At 43.5% G+C, this 16824-nt stretch carries 16 protein-coding genes; 6 read left to right on the forward strand and 10 right to left on the reverse strand.

Going from position 1 to position 16824, the window contains the following annotated elements; translation table 11 throughout:
• Window positions 1-579 precede the first annotated feature (579 nt).
• From AB4351_RS12775 to AB4351_RS12790, 4 genes are all read right to left on the reverse strand, one after another.
• Window positions 580-1269, reverse strand: a complete 690-nt coding sequence (locus AB4351_RS12775) for a chromosome partitioning protein ParA (protein WP_372126188.1) — start codon at window positions 1267-1269, stop codon at window positions 580-582.
• Entirely contained in the window at window positions 1269-3368 is a 2100-nt protein-coding gene (locus AB4351_RS12780; RefSeq protein WP_372099220.1) for an SLBB domain-containing protein, read from the reverse strand. Before AB4351_RS12780 ends, AB4351_RS12775 begins: the two co-directional genes overlap by 1 nt.
• A complete protein-coding gene (locus AB4351_RS12785; RefSeq protein ID WP_372099222.1) occupies window positions 3365-4201 on the reverse strand; it encodes an OmpA family protein in 837 nt (278 codons plus the stop codon). The genes AB4351_RS12780 and AB4351_RS12785 overlap by 4 nt, the downstream gene beginning before the upstream one ends.
• 62 nt (window positions 4202-4263) lie before the next feature.
• Window positions 4264-4593 (reverse strand): STAS domain-containing protein, encoded by a 330-nt coding sequence (locus AB4351_RS12790; RefSeq protein WP_050621341.1) that lies wholly within the window; start codon window positions 4591-4593, stop codon window positions 4264-4266.
• Window positions 4594-4904: 311 nt separating this feature from the next.
• Between AB4351_RS12790 and AB4351_RS12795 the strand changes: the two genes are divergently transcribed.
• Window positions 4905-5747, forward strand: coding sequence for a DNA ligase (locus AB4351_RS12795; RefSeq protein ID WP_372126275.1), 843 nt, complete (start codon window positions 4905-4907; stop codon window positions 5745-5747).
• 101 nt (window positions 5748-5848) lie between these two features.
• On the opposite strand, the gene AB4351_RS12800 is transcribed toward AB4351_RS12795, so the two are convergent.
• On the reverse strand, window positions 5849-7219 hold the full coding sequence (locus tag AB4351_RS12800) for an MATE family efflux transporter (protein WP_372055917.1): 1371 nt from the start codon (window positions 7217-7219) through the stop codon (window positions 5849-5851).
• A gap of 439 nt (window positions 7220-7658) precedes the next feature.
• On the opposite strand from AB4351_RS12800, the gene AB4351_RS12805 reads away from it, so the two are divergent.
• On the forward strand, window positions 7659-8267 hold the full coding sequence (locus tag AB4351_RS12805; protein ID WP_146489770.1) for a riboflavin synthase subunit alpha: 609 nt from the start codon (window positions 7659-7661) through the stop codon (window positions 8265-8267).
• A gap of 108 nt (window positions 8268-8375) precedes the next feature.
• Here AB4351_RS12805 and AB4351_RS12810 read toward each other — a convergent pair whose 3' ends face one another.
• Window positions 8376-8579 carry a CPXCG motif-containing cysteine-rich protein gene (locus AB4351_RS12810; RefSeq protein ID WP_017059600.1) on the reverse strand — a complete coding sequence of 68 codons (204 nt, stop codon included), beginning with the start codon at window positions 8577-8579 and terminating at the stop codon, window positions 8376-8378.
• 63 nt (window positions 8580-8642) lie between these two features.
• Window positions 8643-9509, reverse strand: a complete 867-nt coding sequence (locus AB4351_RS12815; protein WP_017059601.1) for a fructosamine kinase family protein — start codon at window positions 9507-9509, stop codon at window positions 8643-8645.
• Window positions 9510-10094: 585 nt separating this feature from the next.
• On the opposite strand from AB4351_RS12815, the gene AB4351_RS12820 reads away from it, so the two are divergent.
• Entirely contained in the window at window positions 10095-10439 is a 345-nt protein-coding gene (locus AB4351_RS12820) for a DUF3802 family protein (RefSeq protein WP_010440912.1), read from the forward strand.
• 107 nt (window positions 10440-10546) lie between these two features.
• Here the strand turns inward: AB4351_RS12820 and AB4351_RS12825 are convergent, their stop codons facing one another.
• Window positions 10547-11032 carry a C40 family peptidase gene (locus AB4351_RS12825; RefSeq protein ID WP_017059602.1) on the reverse strand — a complete coding sequence of 162 codons (486 nt, stop codon included), beginning with the start codon at window positions 11030-11032 and terminating at the stop codon, window positions 10547-10549.
• 104 nt (window positions 11033-11136) lie between these two features.
• Here AB4351_RS12825 and AB4351_RS12830 point away from each other — a divergent pair, with 104 nt between their 5' ends.
• The gene (locus AB4351_RS12830; protein WP_372126191.1) at window positions 11137-13182 is read left to right on the forward strand and encodes a methyl-accepting chemotaxis protein; all 2046 of its coding nucleotides are present in this window, start codon (window positions 11137-11139) and stop codon (window positions 13180-13182) included.
• A 206-nt stretch (window positions 13183-13388) separates the two neighbouring features.
• Here the strand turns inward: AB4351_RS12830 and AB4351_RS12835 are convergent, their stop codons facing one another.
• The gene (locus tag AB4351_RS12835; protein ID WP_372055921.1) at window positions 13389-14192 is read right to left on the reverse strand and encodes a sterol desaturase family protein; all 804 of its coding nucleotides are present in this window, start codon (window positions 14190-14192) and stop codon (window positions 13389-13391) included.
• A 68-nt stretch (window positions 14193-14260) separates the two neighbouring features.
• Here AB4351_RS12835 and AB4351_RS12840 point away from each other — a divergent pair, with 68 nt between their 5' ends.
• The gene (locus AB4351_RS12840) at window positions 14261-15007 is read left to right on the forward strand and encodes a tRNA-uridine aminocarboxypropyltransferase (RefSeq protein ID WP_080582212.1); all 747 of its coding nucleotides are present in this window, start codon (window positions 14261-14263) and stop codon (window positions 15005-15007) included.
• A 163-nt stretch (window positions 15008-15170) separates the two neighbouring features.
• Window positions 15171-16079 carry an N-acetylglucosamine kinase gene (gene nagK, locus AB4351_RS12845; protein WP_017068179.1) on the forward strand — a complete coding sequence of 303 codons (909 nt, stop codon included), beginning with the start codon at window positions 15171-15173 and terminating at the stop codon, window positions 16077-16079.
• A 179-nt stretch (window positions 16080-16258) separates the two neighbouring features.
• Here nagK and AB4351_RS12850 read toward each other — a convergent pair whose 3' ends face one another.
• Window positions 16259-16525, reverse strand: a complete 267-nt coding sequence (locus AB4351_RS12850) for a DUF2960 family protein (RefSeq protein ID WP_017063882.1) — start codon at window positions 16523-16525, stop codon at window positions 16259-16261.
• Window positions 16526-16824: the final 299 nt, after the last annotated feature.

The following is a 16824-nucleotide window of genomic DNA, read 5'->3' on the forward strand; positions in this document are numbered from 1 at the left end:
GAGTTTCCTTTCTCTTTAATAATACAACTAAGGTAACCAAGGTAAATTGATTATCTAAATTGCTCGATGGTGATCCTTTCCGTGTATTTGAACCATTTGAGCAGAAGGAGGGATGGGTGAAGTTTGAATAGATAAACGTGCAAAGTCAGTGAAGTGTGATTTGCCAATTCATCCACTGTGTTTCAACAGCCATCGGATAACTTTGTCAAACTATTACAAATTCGTCAAAAACCACCTCTATTTATAATCTTAGGGAATAATCGTACGAATTCCATCTTTGATGCGATTTACATGGCACTTTAACCGTCTGTGTCACATTACCGCTAAAGTTAGGTGTGGGGCTGTTTATTTTTGAAGGGATTTAAAGGTGGTAAGACCATGAATGACGTGTGTGAAATGCGTTGAATGGTTTTTAAAATCTTATTTTTAATAACAATTTCGCCAAAAACACCCAATTTGGTTTTGGGGTGTTTGGGCGTAAAGTCCAATAGGAGCGGTGGCTGTCAGGGTTTAATGACAGCCATACAGCTGCACAAGAAAGCTATAGTTGTACAAAAAAGCTATAGTGGCACAGAAAAGTTACATCGGTAGGTTTAAAAACTCATTTTGGTAAAGCTTATTGGCCAAGCTATTGCGAAGTTTAGTTGGAAGGAATTTCATGCGATTGATTTGTCTTACCAACTCTTGTGCAAAGCTAGGTGTTTGTTTCATGTTCATCACACAACCCATAAGGTTGATACTCTGCGCATCAAGCAGGTTTTTCGCTTGCTCTAGGTGGTGACTAGAGGTTTCACCATAGGCGACAACCATCAATGTACTATCACAAGCACTCGCGACGGATTGCGCCGGAATGTTGCCTTTGTTTATGTTGAGAAGCGGTGAGGTATCAATGATGACTCTGTCGTATTTCTCTAACCATTTGTTGACCACTTTTTGTAACGTTGTCGGATCTTTATAAGCCAATTGCGTTGAAGCAACTTGTGGAGCAGGGACACCGATAAACGTACGCTGAGATTCAACATGTTCTATCAGTTGACCTTGCTGATTATCTTCTAGCATATTCAAATCTTTGAAAGCAGGGTTGAATAAGTTGAGATCAACATAAAGCGTTGAATGACCCGCAAGAAGAAAACGCTCGGCTAATGCGGTTGCAATAGATGTTACGCCGTCACCTGAATGGCAGGCGGTGACGCATATTGATTTTTGGCCGTTAAGTTCAGAAGCTAAATACAGTTGCTCGACTTCGGCATGGGTCGCTGAAATTGTCATTATAAAGCTCCTATTAATACGATGGTGGTGGTGATACGCAGTATGTCATCAAGTCCGACGCGTGCTTTTTCAATAAAGCTTTCGCGACGGTCTGGGATGTAAATCGTGTCACCAGCGCGTAGCACCGGCAAGTTGTAAATGTTCGCCGTTTTGCTGAATTCAACAAGGTCAAAAGTACGAGCCTGACCTTGGCAGCAAGACATATTGACGATGGTAATTTTTTCTACATAAGCATTGTCGGTAGGTCCTGCTGCTTCTGCCAGAATATCTAGAATGGTCATGTTGTCGTTGAACACATAACGCCCCGGATTGTTAATCGCACCAAGCACACGAACGGTTTCTTCTTTCGGTGTATCTAACCAGTTTTTGCCTTTCTCTGGGATGTAAATCGTGTCGCCAGTGGTTACGTTTGGCAGTAACGATTCGTCACCGGTTTCGAAGTACAGTGATAAGTTAAGTTTGCTTACTTGCGAATAGGTTTTGTCACGATGCGTTACTCGAACGTTGTGGATGTCGGCATCCTTTGTTGGACCGTCAGCCGCAGACAAGATATCAAGGAAGTGCATGTCTTTGGTGAAGCGGTAACGACCGGGTGCATTCACTTGTCCAAAGATGTAGATCGAAGCATCAGAGCTTTGACGAACCCATTGTGATTTATTGTCTGAAGGATCTTGTGGCAAGTCGTGAACACGCACGATAGAGCCCGCTCGAATTTGTGGCATTTGGTCACGTGGCGCACCATTTCGAATAAAATCATCAAGGTTAAACACAACTAGCTTTCTACCAGTAACAACTTCGATTTTCGATGTGTCAGCGCGTAGCGTAGGGCCACCGACGTGTGCCAATAATCCCATGAAATTCATTTCATCTGACCATTCAATACGACCAGGTCGATTCACCTCACCAATCACGTTAACTGCTCTGTCTGGCGTGATTTTCAACCAAGACTTCTCGTTCATGTCGGTTTTCTCGGGAACGAAAATCGCGTCACCAGCTTTGATGCTAGGAGGGTTAGAGTTAGGTAAGCCTTCAGTGTAAGCCGCTAAATCGAATTTAAGCACTCTGCCATCTGCTTTGATAACACGGATTTGTCGTGACTCTGCAAATCGAGTTGGGCCGCCCGCATTCGCCAAGATATCCATAAAGGTCGCGTCTCTTTTGCCTTCAAAAGCACCAGGGGCTGCGACTTCGCCCATTACGTAAACCATGTTGGCGCCGGATTTGATCTCTTCTTCTTGCTTGGGAACGAAAATGGTCGCACCCGGGCGTAAAATTGGAAGCAGACTTTCGTCACCAGAATCTAAGTAACGTTTTAGGTTGAATAGCGTTGGGGTGTTGTTCGAAATCACTCGGATTTGCTCAACACTGGCATAACGAGTTACGCCGCCCGAACGCATAAGTACGTCGACAAGGTCGGTGTTCTCTTTGTAAGTGAACGAACCCGGCGCGTTCACCTCACCAAACACTTTGATGGAGTTACGAGAATCAGCACTGTCACCTGAGTTAGCAAGCTTTGCTGCGTCAAACTCTTGCTCGATGTTACCGACTAATGGAGAAGCTGGAACGAATAGTGAATCCAGTGATTGAAGAGTAGGTAATGCTGACTCGTCTCCTGAATCAAGGAATCGTTTGTAGTTAAACTCTTTCTTATCTGCGCCTCGCTTAAGAATCAGCTTATCCAGTTGCGCGCCCGGGCGTAAACCACCCGCAGCGTAAAGTGCCATTTGGATGCTAGAACCTAATGAGAGCGTGTATTCGCCAGGCTGTTCTACATAACCTTGCACGTAGATGATGATTTGCTGCTCTTTTACATACACTGAAGCGTTCGAAAGATCTTTGTAAGCGGTTGCCAGCGACCCTAGAACGACTTTGTTAAGCTGTTCGCTGTCGTAACCTGCAACAAACACAGCGCCTACTTCTGGAAGAGTAATACGGCCACGCTTATCCACTTGGAACCCCGTGTTTAAGGTACTTTCACCGGGTACGTTAACTTGGATTAGATCACCGACTTGAACCGCATCTGAAAACTCGTCGTTAGCATTGACAACATTCGCAAAGCATAACGATAGGGTGATGATAAAAGCGATTAAGGATTTCATATTCCACCTCCCATTTTCTCGGCATTCTTAGGCGAGATAATTTCAATACTTACTCGGCGGTTCGTTAAACGAGTTCCGTCAGATTCACCTTCAAAAAGAGGGACGGTTTCGCCAACAGAGACGGCTTTGATTCGTTGAGCGCCTAGTCCAAAAATAGTCAGGTAGCGTTCGACTTGTTTCGCTCGTCCAAGCGCTAACTTGTCGTTGTATTCTTCGGCACCCGTTGCATCAGCATGGCCGGTAACAACAAGGTCTAGGGATTTGTGTTCTTTAAGTAAAGTGGTCGCCTCGGCCAGTCTTCCCATATATTTAGGATTTACTTCAGTCGAGTTTTCCGCAAATTGGTTGTCAACATTAAGTAGGTCATACAACTGTTCAATAACCGACAGTTGCATTCTAAATTGATTTTCATTTTGTGGTGGCTCACAGCGGGCTTGTGAAGTTACGTAATCCAGTTGGACCTCAAGTTCATTTAGGCGTTTTCTTTGGATCACTAAGTCGTTGGCTGCATCCAGTAGTAGACCGCCTTGAAGTTCACGAGCAATACGATTTTGCTTTTCGATTGCTTGAACAACAGCAGCGGGGAAACACCAACGAGCACCTTCTTGGATCAAAGCATCAAGGTGCAATTTAGCGAGCTGCCAATCAAAGCGTAATCCATGTTCCGGACCAAGAGGCTCGTCTGGCATGACAGGAGAGAAGTCTGAGTTTTGATAGTTAATAGAATCGTAACTTTCAGCCAAACCCCCTGTGCCTTGTTCAGGATAGCTAGTACAGCCACCCAGAACGAGAGCGGACAGAGAAAGGGCTATGTAGTTTTTCAGTATTTTCATGCCAACGTCCTATGTTTCTAATTTTTCTTATTATTTTTTGTTACTTCTAGCTTAGTGGGTCTTCATGAATTTGCAGGATTTTTTGAGTTTACTGGGATAGCGTGGCCAATACGCAGCAAGTTCATAATTTCAAGCGGTTGCCCCGTCACATTTTCAAGCCGCATATTGCGCTCGCGTTCAGTCAGACGTTTGAACATATAAACAATCGCGCCCACCCCAGATGAATCTAAAAACTCAACCTGGCTAAAATCAACTTCGATTTCAGGGTGACCATCGTTAGAAATCACATCATCGATGTCGGTTTGTGCATCACGACTGCCTGCTGCATCCAGATCACCGAAAATAGAAAGTGTCAGTGTCGTTGTGTTTAAATCAATCTTACGTAGTTCCATAGCGATATCTCCTTTTAAGTATGTATGGACAATTGCACTGAATGTGCCAACTTTTATATTGTTATTTTTCAATGGCTTATATTTCTCATGAATTCCTATCTCAAATTGAGAAAAGGCATTTCTCAATTTGAGAACTAAAAACGGCGGACCATATGAGAGCTATAAGTCATTAATTTAATGAATAAATGCAAAGATTAGATAAGGTTGATGAGTGGATCGCATCTTCTAGCAAAGGTTGTCTACCTACGTGTCAGAACGCTTAGGATTAAAGGCGTTTGTTGACCACTACAGATATTAATACGGAGCAGATGATGAGATTAACCAAACTGGCTTTAGCCACTCTATGGGCGTGTTCGCTTTCATCTCATTCATCCTATTTGCCTCCTGACCATTTGGTGCTTGCAAACTCCTACCAGCAAGGCATAGATGTTTCTGAATACTGGAAGAGTGAAAAACTTGATGGGATTCGGGCTCTATGGGATGGACAACATCTTTATACACGCAATGGTAATCGTATTTACTCACCGAAGTGGTTTACGGAAAACTTACCTAAGGTCCATCTCGAAGGAGAGTTGTGGGCAGGAAGGGGCAAGTTCCATCTCGTTCAATCTACCGTTCTCGACCATACGCCGAGTGACACAGCATGGCGCCAAATCGATTTCATGCTGTTTGATATGCCAGGCGCCGCAGGAGATTACCAAAAGCGCTATTACAACATTTTGCATTGGGTAAGCGTGATTGGAGAATCTCATGTCAGCTACATAGAACATGTACCAATTCACAGTGAAGAGGCTTTATTTCATCAACTTGATAATGTCGATGAGCGTAATGGCGAAGGTTTGATGCTTAGAAAGATCACCAGTCGTTATCAAGCAGGCCGAAGTAATGACCTGTTAAAGCTCAAAAGGCATCACGATGCCGAAGCCACAGTTATTGGCTACAAGAGCGGGACAGGGAAGTACAAAGGGATGATGGGGTCAATTTTGGTTCACACAGAAGAGGGTGTGGAATTTTATATAGGCAGCGGGTTCAGTGACCAAATGAGACTCGCACCGCCAGAGATCGGAAGCCGTATTACCTTTCGCTACAATGGTTTTACTCAAAACGGAAAACCCAAGTTTGCGCGCTTTGTTCGAGAGAAGAGTGAATACTAAGGCAGATGCGATCTACCTGACCATTAAACGAAAAAGAGCCCTGAAAATCAGAGCTCTTTTTTTTATTCGAAATCAGATAGACCGACTTAGCGAGTACGAATCTAGCGAGAACTAAATTCTAACTGAACGTCATCGTCCTGCTTGTGCATCCAGTGTAGACGCATACCCAGCATAATCGCGGCTGACGTTAGACCGACGATGAAACCAATCCAGAAGCCGTGCGCACCCATAGGGTCAACAATCCAATCTTTCATACCCAAGATGTAACCGATAGGAAGACCAAGCAACCAGTAAGCCACAAAGGTGATGTTGAAGATTGAACGCATGTCTTTGTAGCCACGCAGAGCACCCGCAGCGATAACTTGGATGGCGTCAGTACATTGATAAACCGCCGCGAACAACAGCAACTGCATTGCAACGGTAATTACCGCGGTGTTCTCTGTGTAAAGTAATGCAACCTGTTCTCTGAACAGGACAGTTAACGCCGCTGTCATTAAGGCTGTCACTAAACCAACAATGATACCCACGTGTGTCGCTATCTTAGCGCCTTCGGTGTTGTTTTCGCCCAACTTATGCCCAACACGAATACTCACGGCTGCCCCGATACTCATCGGAATCATGAAAACCAGCGAAGAGAAGTTGATCGCGACTTGGTGCGCGGCAACAATCAATGAACCTAATGGTGCAACTAACAGAGAAACCACCGCAAACAGAGTTACCTCGAAGAAGATAGCGGCCGCCACTGGGAAACCAAGTCTAAACAGACGAATTTGAGCTTTAAGTTGCGGCTTATGGAACGTACCGAAGATGTTGATTTTCGATAACCGTTTTGAAGTTAAAACGTAAGCGAATAGCAGTGCAAACATCACCCAGTATACGATAGCCGTTGCAACGCCACAGCCAACACCACCCAATGCAGGAGCACCAAGTTTTCCGTATACGAACATCCAGTTAAGCGGGATGTTTAATAACAAGCCAATAAAACCAATCACCATTGCAGGCTTGGTTAAAGACATACCATCGGTAAAACTTCGCAATGTTTGGAACAACAAGAAAGCGGGTACAGCAAACATCACCGCATTCATATAGCCGATGGTCTTTTCCGCCATGAGTTGTTCAATGTCCATCCACTCCAATATCAATTGTGTCTGGAACAGTACGCCAATGATTGGAAGGGAAATGACGAGCGCTAAAAACGCTCCTTGTTGAATCTCAAATGGAATTTTGACTTGTCGACCAGAACCATTCAGCTGTGCAACGACAGGAACCAACGCCATCAACAAACCGACACCAAATAAGATTGATGGTAGCCAGATACTTGCTGCAATCGAAACCGCCGCCATATCGATAGCACTTACGCCACCGGCCATTACAGTATCAACAAAACCCATTCCAGTTTGTGCAACAGATGCGATCAAAACTGGGGTCGCAAGTTTGATTAGATTCGAGGATTCTTCTTTGTAACGATGCACAAACAACTCCAAATAAGAGGGAAAATTAGAATAATAGTGTAGGAAAGGACATTCTGAAGGAATCAGAGACAATGATCTTAAGCTTCCACTGGACGAATCATAAAGAAATGTCACAATAACTGCTATGTAAAACTGTTATTAGGGCGTGTTGATCTTTCGAGCTGATTTTTGCAGCGAGTTGCTGGGCCTTTATACAGGCAGAGGCTTTGATGTGTAGCTAGCCTACATGAGAAGCCGATAACGCAGTAGAAATGGCCAGCAAACGCTGCCCGAAGGGTTCAGCTAAAAGCGTTTTACTCTTTGTTGAGGGGGATTTGCTTAGAGTGATTAGGCTACTTCCCCCTCGCCGCGATTAAAACGCTTTTGACTAGGCGTCCCCATCCGAACAAAATTTAACCACGAAAGGTCAGCACGCCCTAGAATGCTAAATAGGAATCTTATGTTTACAGGTATCGTTCAAGGCATGGCAACACTGGTTGCTATAAACAAAAAAGAGTTGTTTCAAACTCATACCATTGAGTTAAGTGACGAAATGGTTGAGGGGTTAGCAATTGGCGCTTCAGTAGCTCATAACGGTTGTTGCTTAACGGTAACGGAAATTTCTGGCAACCAGATTGCTTTTGATTTAATGCAAGCAACATTGCGATTGACGAACTTAGGTCAGCTGAATGTTGGTGACAAAGTGAATATTGAGCGTGCAGCAAAGTTTGGTGACGAAATTGGTGGGCATAGCATGTCTGGCCACATTACTCTGATGGCTAACCTAGTCGATGTGATTAAAACAGAAAACAACCGTACGCTTTGGTTTGAGCTGCCTCAAGAATCAATGAAGTATGTGCTGAGTAAGGGTTACATCGGCGTTGATGGTTGTTCATTGACGATTGGTGAAGTGGAAGAGAACCGTTTCTCTGTTCACCTGATCCCAGAAACACTGAATCGTACTCTGTTTGGCGGCCGTGAAGTAGGCGACCAAGTAAACATTGAGTTCGATCCACAAACGCAGGCAATTGTTGATACTGTCGAGCGTGTATTAGCGAACCAGAAATAGCCACTAAGCGCATTGAATCGGTGGCAATAAAATCACACCGATGACCAAATTAAAAAAGAGCACGTGAGGTGCTCTTTTTTGATCATGGTTTAAACGAGAAACTGATTGTCAGAATACTTGTTCATCATCGGCATCAATCGAAAGGTTGATTCTGTCTCTTACTTCGTCAACCTGCATATCCAAATGAATGGCATTGCAACACGCTGGACAATCATCATAGAAGTCTTGGCTACCATTAGATGCATCAAGCGTGATGTTAATACCGTGCCCACAATGCGGACAGGAGACATGTTTCTCTGTGTATTTATGCATGGCAAATTCTCCTCACTGTAACTGATACCAATCGTATTCGGTTATAAACAGCTGTAATTGGTATTAAACGGCCTGTATCTTCTGAATGCATGCTTCAGTATGTGCTAAATATTCGCCGCCAAATTGATTGCAGTGGTTAAGAAGATGGTACAAGTTGTAAATGTCTTTCCGATCAGTATAGCCAACGTCGAGTGGATTGACGCTCTGGTAACCTTCATAAAACTCTTTAGGGAAACCTTCAAACAATTCAGTTAACGCCAAATCACACTCATGGTCCCCCCAGTAACAAGCAGGGTCGTAGCAAATTGGGCCAAACGCAGAGTTAGCAACATTGCCATTCCAAAGATCCCCATGAAGCAAAGAAGGGCGAGGGTTGTGGCCAGCAAGACGCATATTCACCACATCAACGATGTCATCGATATCACCAAACTCGATGCCTTTCTCTTTGAGCAGTTGCAGTTGGAAACCAATGCGTTGCTCAGAGAAAAAGCGACCCCATTTCTTATGCCAAGGGTTGGGTTGAAGTGTGCTGCCGATATAGTTGTCTTGGTCGCAACCAAACTCTTTTTGCTCGCCCCATTGATGAAGCCGCGCAAGCTGAACGCCGAAATCGAAGCTATTGTTGCCCGTCTCGAGCGGTTTGGTCGGCAAGTAATTCAGAATAATGAACGAGCACTCTTTGGTTTTGCCAATAAGCACCAACTCAGGAACGTAAACAGTGGAGGTTTCTCTTAACAAGCGTAAGTTCTCAGCTTCAATTTCAAACTTAGGTAAAAATTCTCGCTGATTCACTTTCACAAAGTAACGCTCATTACCATCGCTGATCATATAGCAATCGTTAATGTCGCCACCAGAAACCTTGGTACGTTCAGTAATCTGAAAGTTAAATAGAAGAGTATCTGAAAGTTGTTGAGAAATGGCCTGCCACATAGGAAATCCTCAAAGACTGAAAGTTAAAAAGATTGAAGGTTAGAAATACTGTTTGTTTAATAGCAATAGTTTAGGATAAATCTGAACAATTTATAGACGCACTCGTCAATGTTCTTAGCTCTTCTTCATCTTACGTAGAATCAATTGGCCGAATTGTGAACTCGAACTGATTCAAGCTCTTTGAAATACAAACATAAATTGAAAACCTGACGTGATGAAATAGTTTGGAACTGGTCTCACAATCGAAACGGTTTTGAACGCCACAAACTGGAAAAGAGGTTTGAGCTTGTTATTGTCTAGCGACTAAATCAAATGAGCTTTTAGAGTAAGTTGAAAGGGCTATTGTTAACTGGCGCAATACTTTGCTTCAAAGTTTGTCTTACACTTCTTTAGCGTGAATTTACTTATGTCGTAAGTAGGCAGGTATACCACATAAAGCTATATCGATTTAATTTTAAGCTGAAATACTAACTAGGATCATTTAAATGTGGTTTTGGGCAATAAAGTGATGACAAATAGCTTCATTTACATAGTATTAGGCAAGTACGTATTAATCTGCTCTAGAGCTTAAAACGGAGAATTATTGTGGTTGTAGAAACCGATGGCTATTTGGCTTTAATCGAGCACCTATCATTCAACCTTGATGTGTTTACCAATAGTAATGGTGATACTGGAAACGAAAGTGTCGAAGACATTGTTACCGACATGATTTCAACAAACATCATGGCTATTTTCGAGCAAAACCCAGAGTTGCATTCGAGCGTTCGTTTTCAACTTTTGAAAGAAGCAGATGCCGTAGTAGCGGATCTTGGTGAAGTATTAGCGGGTGTGTGGGCTAAGAAAGCGACTAACGAACAAATTGTATTCCTCGATGAGTACATCGCGTTAGTGAAGAACCTGTTTGATACTGCTGTTGCTAAATACGATTAACGGTTTGTTTGCTCATTTATCGTCGTAATTAATCAGCATAATAACAACGGGCGTTTAAGTCGTATCTTTCTAGAGTTACCTCGCTCAGCGGTTTATCTTTCGAACCGCTATAAACGCCTAAAGTGCCAAAACTTGGATGCCCAGTAAGGGTTATCTAACCTAGAAATAATGACACCTTTCGATGTCGAGGCATGTAGAAATTGGTTGTTTCCTAAATAAACGCCTACATGTCGCACCGTCATCGAAGTCTTGAAAAACACCAAGTCACCACTTGTTGCCTGCCCATACGCAATTTCTTTTCCCTTTTTACTCTGGTCTTTTGTGGTTCTTGGTAGAGCTTGTTGAGTCGCATTTTGCACGGCGATTTGAACAAAAGCAGAGCAATCTATACCTCGAAATGAGGTCCCACCGAAATGGTATGGCACGCCTTTCCACTGTTCATACACGCTCATATAAGCGTTTGTAGTCAATTGTTCTGACTTTGATAGGGGTTTCTGTGCGGTTTGACTAAGCTGAGAAGGCGAAGGTGACGAGCTACAAGCAGCCAATGTTGCTAAAGTTATTGTAACTACAGCCATTTTTCTGATTTTCATATGTAACTCTTCTGACAAAAAACTGAAATAAAAACGTCATCAAGGACTTCTAGTATACGACCTAACTTAAGGATATCTCTTTTCGTAGTCAAACTGGATTTCACATGCCCGACACAAATTTATCAATAAAACCCTCACGTTATACATTCTCGCTCATTCAAACCGTCACTGCTGTATTTATTTCCATTCTTTTACTTGTTACTTTTTTATCAATGGTTAGCATTCGGGGCGTTGAACGGGTCGGGGGACATTTTGATGCACTCTCGGAACAAGCATTACCCCTTGCTCTACATAACGCCGAATTAACGCAAAGCGTATTAGAACAAGTAAAACTTCTCACTTACAGCACCCAATCAACCGACTTAGATACACTGAATGCCACAAGGGGCTCAATTGACCAACTCGCGACAGAGAGCAATACCACGCTAGAGGAACTTCTTTTTATTTCCCAATCTTTTCCTGATGCGATCTCTTTAGAGCAACAACAAATCCTTGTCGATGACATGGCGCAACTGCAAGCTATGACCAACACGGTACTGCTGGCGCAGATTGAGATTCAAAGTAAGCAAAATCTGATCGACAGTAAAATGGGCGAGTTCCGTTATGGCGTTGGATCTATCGGACCAGAAATGAATCGAATCAGCTCATTCTTGGTTGAAGACAACCCAGAAGCGAGCGATGCAGCGAACCGATTTACATCCAGCGCGTCTGCTATGGCGAACACCTTCTTGATGCTGATGATGCAATCTGACATTGATAAAGCACAAGACGAATACCGTCAATTGAGAAACCGAATCGCAGGTCTGAACTTGGCTTACAGCGATTTTGCCGATTGGCACCCAGACATCGCTGAGTTCGCGAGCTTGACGGCGCCTTACGAGATGGTGAAAGAAGGCTTTACCGAAGAAGGCGTAATCAAACAAATCCTCTTGAAACTCGAACTGGTTCAGCAGCAAGAGCAAAACTTAACGCAAGTCATTAACTTAGCGAACACCGTCATTAGCACATTGAATCAGCTGTCTTCCACCGCTTCCCACCTGATTGATGAAAGTGAACTGGTTGTAAATCAAACCATTACCAATATTGATCGTGTGTTGTTTATCAGCGGGCTAGTGATTGCCGTAATCATTGTGATTTCATGGTTCGTGTTACGCCGTTGGATGAATAAAGGGCTTAAAAACATAACTCAACAGTTGAGTTCACTGGCAGATCATGACTTCTCTAAACAGAGTGAATTACTGGGGCCGCTAGAGCTGCAAGTTATTACTTCAAAACTCAATACGGTCGTTGATTCAACCGCAGATTCGGTTCGTTTAGTAACGCGCAACTGTGAGACGCTTTATCAAACGGCAGAAGTAAGCCACGACGCTGCAGAGCAAACCAATTCGAGCTTGAACGAGCAGAACGAATCACTTCAGAATATGATCACCACCATTACGGAGCTGGAAGCATCGATTGGTGAGATTGCTCGTATCTCTAACGCATCGAACGACGATGCTCAAATAGCAGAAGATGAGTCAGTGAATGGCAGCCAAGTGGTTGGCCTTAACCAACAACGATTACAAGCGCTTGAGCACTCTCTTAGCATGAGTGAAGAGTCGATGGCTGACTTGGATGGTCGAGTGAAACAGATTCGTGAAATGGTCGACATGATCAGTGGTATCGCTGAAAACACCAACTTATTGGCACTGAACGCTGCGATAGAAGCGGCGCGAGCAGGTGAACAAGGTCGAGGTTTTGCGGTAGTTGCAGACGAAGTGCGTAAATTGGCGAGCGGCACATCCCAGCAAACCACCAATATTCGTAGCATGATGAACGAACTAGTAGCGGCAGCCGATCGCTCACGTGCTTCTGTAACGGAATCGAGAAGTGAGATGGCCAATGCACTGGAAACTAGTGGCGATGTAAGACAAGCCTTCGAGAAAATCGAATTTGCGGTTAGCCAGATCAAAGGGCGTGTTGAGCAAATCATGGTGGCTACCGAAGAACAAGCTCGTGCAACTGTCGATGTTACCCATTCAATCACTCGAGTATCTGAGCAGGGCGAGAATACTAAGCTGCAACTTGAATCTATGATCGAGAGTTCAGAGCAAGTCGGAGAGATAGCAGGGCACCAACAAGCCATGCTTCATAAGTACGTGCTGAAATAGACGAGCGTGATAGTTAAGCTAGTGTGCGAAAGAGTTTAAGCACTAGCAGTACTTAATCATTAACTACGCTTATAACGACTATCGATACAGAAGCGCCCTTAAATTCTCACAAGAATCTAAGGGCGTTTTGTTTTCGGATTAAGATAACTTTGGTATTAAACTAAGGTTGGTCTCAATATAAACTTGAGACTCAACTGAATTCGAACCTAGTCTTTCGTTGTCTGGAATCGTGCAAATGGCTGACGCAGCATCAAATCCAACCGTTGTTCTTTACCATCTTGAATCTCGGGAACACCAATATGCACCTTATCATGGCCAAGCTTGGGTTGGGCGCGGTAAGTCTTAAACCAGATGTCCCACACAGATAAAAAGAAACCAAAGTTTGAATGGGTTTCTTTCACAATGACCGAGTGATGAACGCGGTGCATGTCTGGTGTCACAATCACTTTTCTTAGTTGCTTATCGAACCATAGCGGAAGACGTGCATTGCTATGGTTAAACATTGCGCTCGCGTTAAGTACAATTTCAAAGATCACGACAGCAATGACAGGCACACCAAGCGCGATCACCAAGCTCACTTTGATAAGCATTGAAAGAATCATCTCAATAGGGTGAAAGCGCGTTCCGGTTGTGACATCGATATCGAGGTCCGCATGGTGAACTCGATGTAGCTTCCACAACCAAGGAACACGGTGAAACACCAAGTGCTGTAGGTAAATGGCACAATCCAAGAGCAATACACAGATCAGAATGGTCAATTCTTTCGGAAGTGACAGGGTATTGAACAGACCCCATTGGTTTTCTTGTGCGATAACCGCCGCTTGAAATGCTGCGATAGGAATTATAGTGGCCAATAGAAAGCTGTTCAAAGCGACTAACGCAAAGTTGTTTCCCCAGCGAAACCATTTGCTTTGAGTCAGTGCTTTACGTGGAAAACGGTATTCCCAAAGCGCACACAATCCAAAAACGATAATAAAACAAACAAGGCGAAGCAGTGATGGGTCTTGCATGGGAATTCCTTCTATCATTCTAGGGACACTGTAAGTACAATCGTGCCACTTTTCTAGATTTATCGTTATTGTCCATGAGAATCCACGCTTTTCACCGTTTATATCAACACCGTTTGTCTCTTTCAACCAAGCCGTTTAACGCGCGCGGGTGTAAAGTGGTTCGATGTCAGTTCTGTAAAATCAAACAAGACAGCTGTATCTGTGAACATCAACCAGACGTAAATACGAACGTCGCGACCATGTTGATCTTATCGGACAACGAAATACTCAAACCAAGTAATACCGGCCGTTTAATCCTTGATACCGTTAAAGACAGCTATGCCTACCTTTGGCACCGCACTGAACCGAATCAAGAGATGCTTGATGTGCTGAAAGACGATAAATATCAGCCAGTCGTGGTCTTTCCTGAAGATTATACCGATGACAAATCGCGTGTGGTTGCAGATCTTGCTGAAATGCGAGATTCGAACAAGACGTTGCTGCTGATCTTTATTGATGGTAGTTGGCGTGAAGCACGACGTATTTTCCGTCGTTCAGAGTATCTGCAAGACTTACCGGTGTTGTCGATCGAACCAGAATCGGTTTCGCAATACATGATGCGTAAGTCAGACAACGAACAACATCTCTCGACTGCAGAAGTAGCGAGCTTGGTTTTGAAACAGGCTGGTGAAGAGCAGGGCGCAAAGACTTTACAGCTGTGGTTTGAGACATTTCGTGAAAGCTACATGCTAAGTAAGACGCGTTATAAGTCCGATCCAACCAAACCAAGCCTGAACGCTTTCATAGAGCACACTAAAAATGAGACGTCACTCTAACCTTTAACCGCTTTGTGCTGACTTGTTGTTCAAACAGATTCGAACACGAGATAAGTTTGTTATCCATCACGGTTTGTAGGGGGGGTGTTATGGATAATGCGTCCTAGATGTTTAATTTGAAAAATTTATTTGCCCGAATTTAGGGAAAAATTGGAGAGATTTCATGTATTACGGCTTCGATGTTGGCGGCACAAAAATTGAATTTGGTGCGTTCAATGAAAAACTTGAGCGAGTAGCAACAGAACGCGTACCAACGCCTACTGAAGATTATCAACTGCTACTTGATACGATTGCCGGTTTGGTGAAGAAGTACGACAGTGAATTTTCTTGCGAAGGTAAAATTGGTCTTGGTCTTCCTGGTATGGAAGATGCTGACGACGGCACAATGCTGGTTGTTAACGTGCCAGCTTCAACGGGGAAACCACTACGTAAAGACCTAGAAGCACTTATTGGTCGTAGTGTGAAAATTGAAAATGATGCGAATTGCTTTGCGCTTTCAGAAGCGTGGGATGACGAGCTTAAAGACGAACCATCAGTAGCAGGCCTAATTCTAGGTACTGGTTTTGGTGGCGGGTTAGTTTACGAAGGCAAAGTGTTCTCTGGTCGTAACCACGTTGCTGGTGAACTGGGCCATATGCGTCTTCCTATTGATGCTTGGTTCCACCTTGGCGACAACGCACCGTTACTCGGTTGTGGTTGTGGCAAGAAAGGTTGTCTAGACAGCTACCTATCAGGTCGTGGCTTTGAATTGATTTACGAGCACTACTTCGGCGAGAAGAAGAAAGCAATCGAGATCATTCAAGCGTACAACGAAGGTGAAGCAAAAGCGGCTGAGCACGTTGATCGTTTCATGGAGCTATTGGCTATCTGTTTCGCGAACCTGTTTACCGGTCTTGATCCACACGTAGTTGCATTGGGTGGCGGTCTTTCAAACTTCGAACTTATCTACGAAGAGATGCCAAAGCGTATCCCTAAATACCTACTGTCTGTAGCGAAATGTCCAAAGATCATCAAAGCGAAGCATGGTGATTCAGGCGGCGTTCGTGGCGCAGCATTCCTTAACATTAAGTAATCATTACTTACCGTTAAGCTAATTAAGGTTAGATAGTTAAAAGCATAAATAAAAATGCCGTAATCTCAAAAGAGGTTGCGGCATTTTTTATTGTTCGGTGCTTTCGTTTCTTTAGCTGTTAGCTGTTAACTACAAACGAAAAGCTAGAAACGACATATCAAGAAAAGAGCCAAGAGGGCTTACTTCTTCTTTTTACCAACACCAAGATTGTCTTTTTGCTTCAACGTAAGCTTAGTAAAGCCAAGCTTGCGGAAGTAGTTGTCTTGGTAGTTGCGAACCGCTTTAGTATCAGAAATCAACTCAAGCTGTTGCTCAGTTTTTAGATACTCAGAGATATCGATGCCTTCAGCTGCAGCAACAGCTTCTTGGATCGTGCGGTGTTCTTGTTTTGAAAACAGTAACTCTTTGTCTTCGTCTTTGTAAGTGTACAGAATGGTACGAGCCATGGTTGCTCTCCAATAGAATTATTACTTTGCGCGCACTCTACATAAAAACCGTACGTGGCTCAAGGTAATGGTAAGAAATCTTAAGATTATCGTTCTAAACGTTTAGCGTAATTTAAGCTATTTGTCTTTTAGGAAACGAACAGGTTGTTTTTTCACGAAACGAAAAAAACAAAAGCCCCTTAACATTGAAAAATCTATATAGGGGCTTCGTTTATGTTTTGGCGAAGATCTTCCAAATCATTTAAAAAGCAGCTAAGTTAATTAAAAAGCTGCTAAGTCAATTTAGGTGTTTGTTTTGA

It is taken from the genome of Vibrio sp. 10N.261.51.F11 (assembly GCF_041471665.1).
Classification (GTDB): domain Bacteria; phylum Pseudomonadota; class Gammaproteobacteria; order Enterobacterales; family Vibrionaceae; genus Vibrio; species Vibrio crassostreae_C.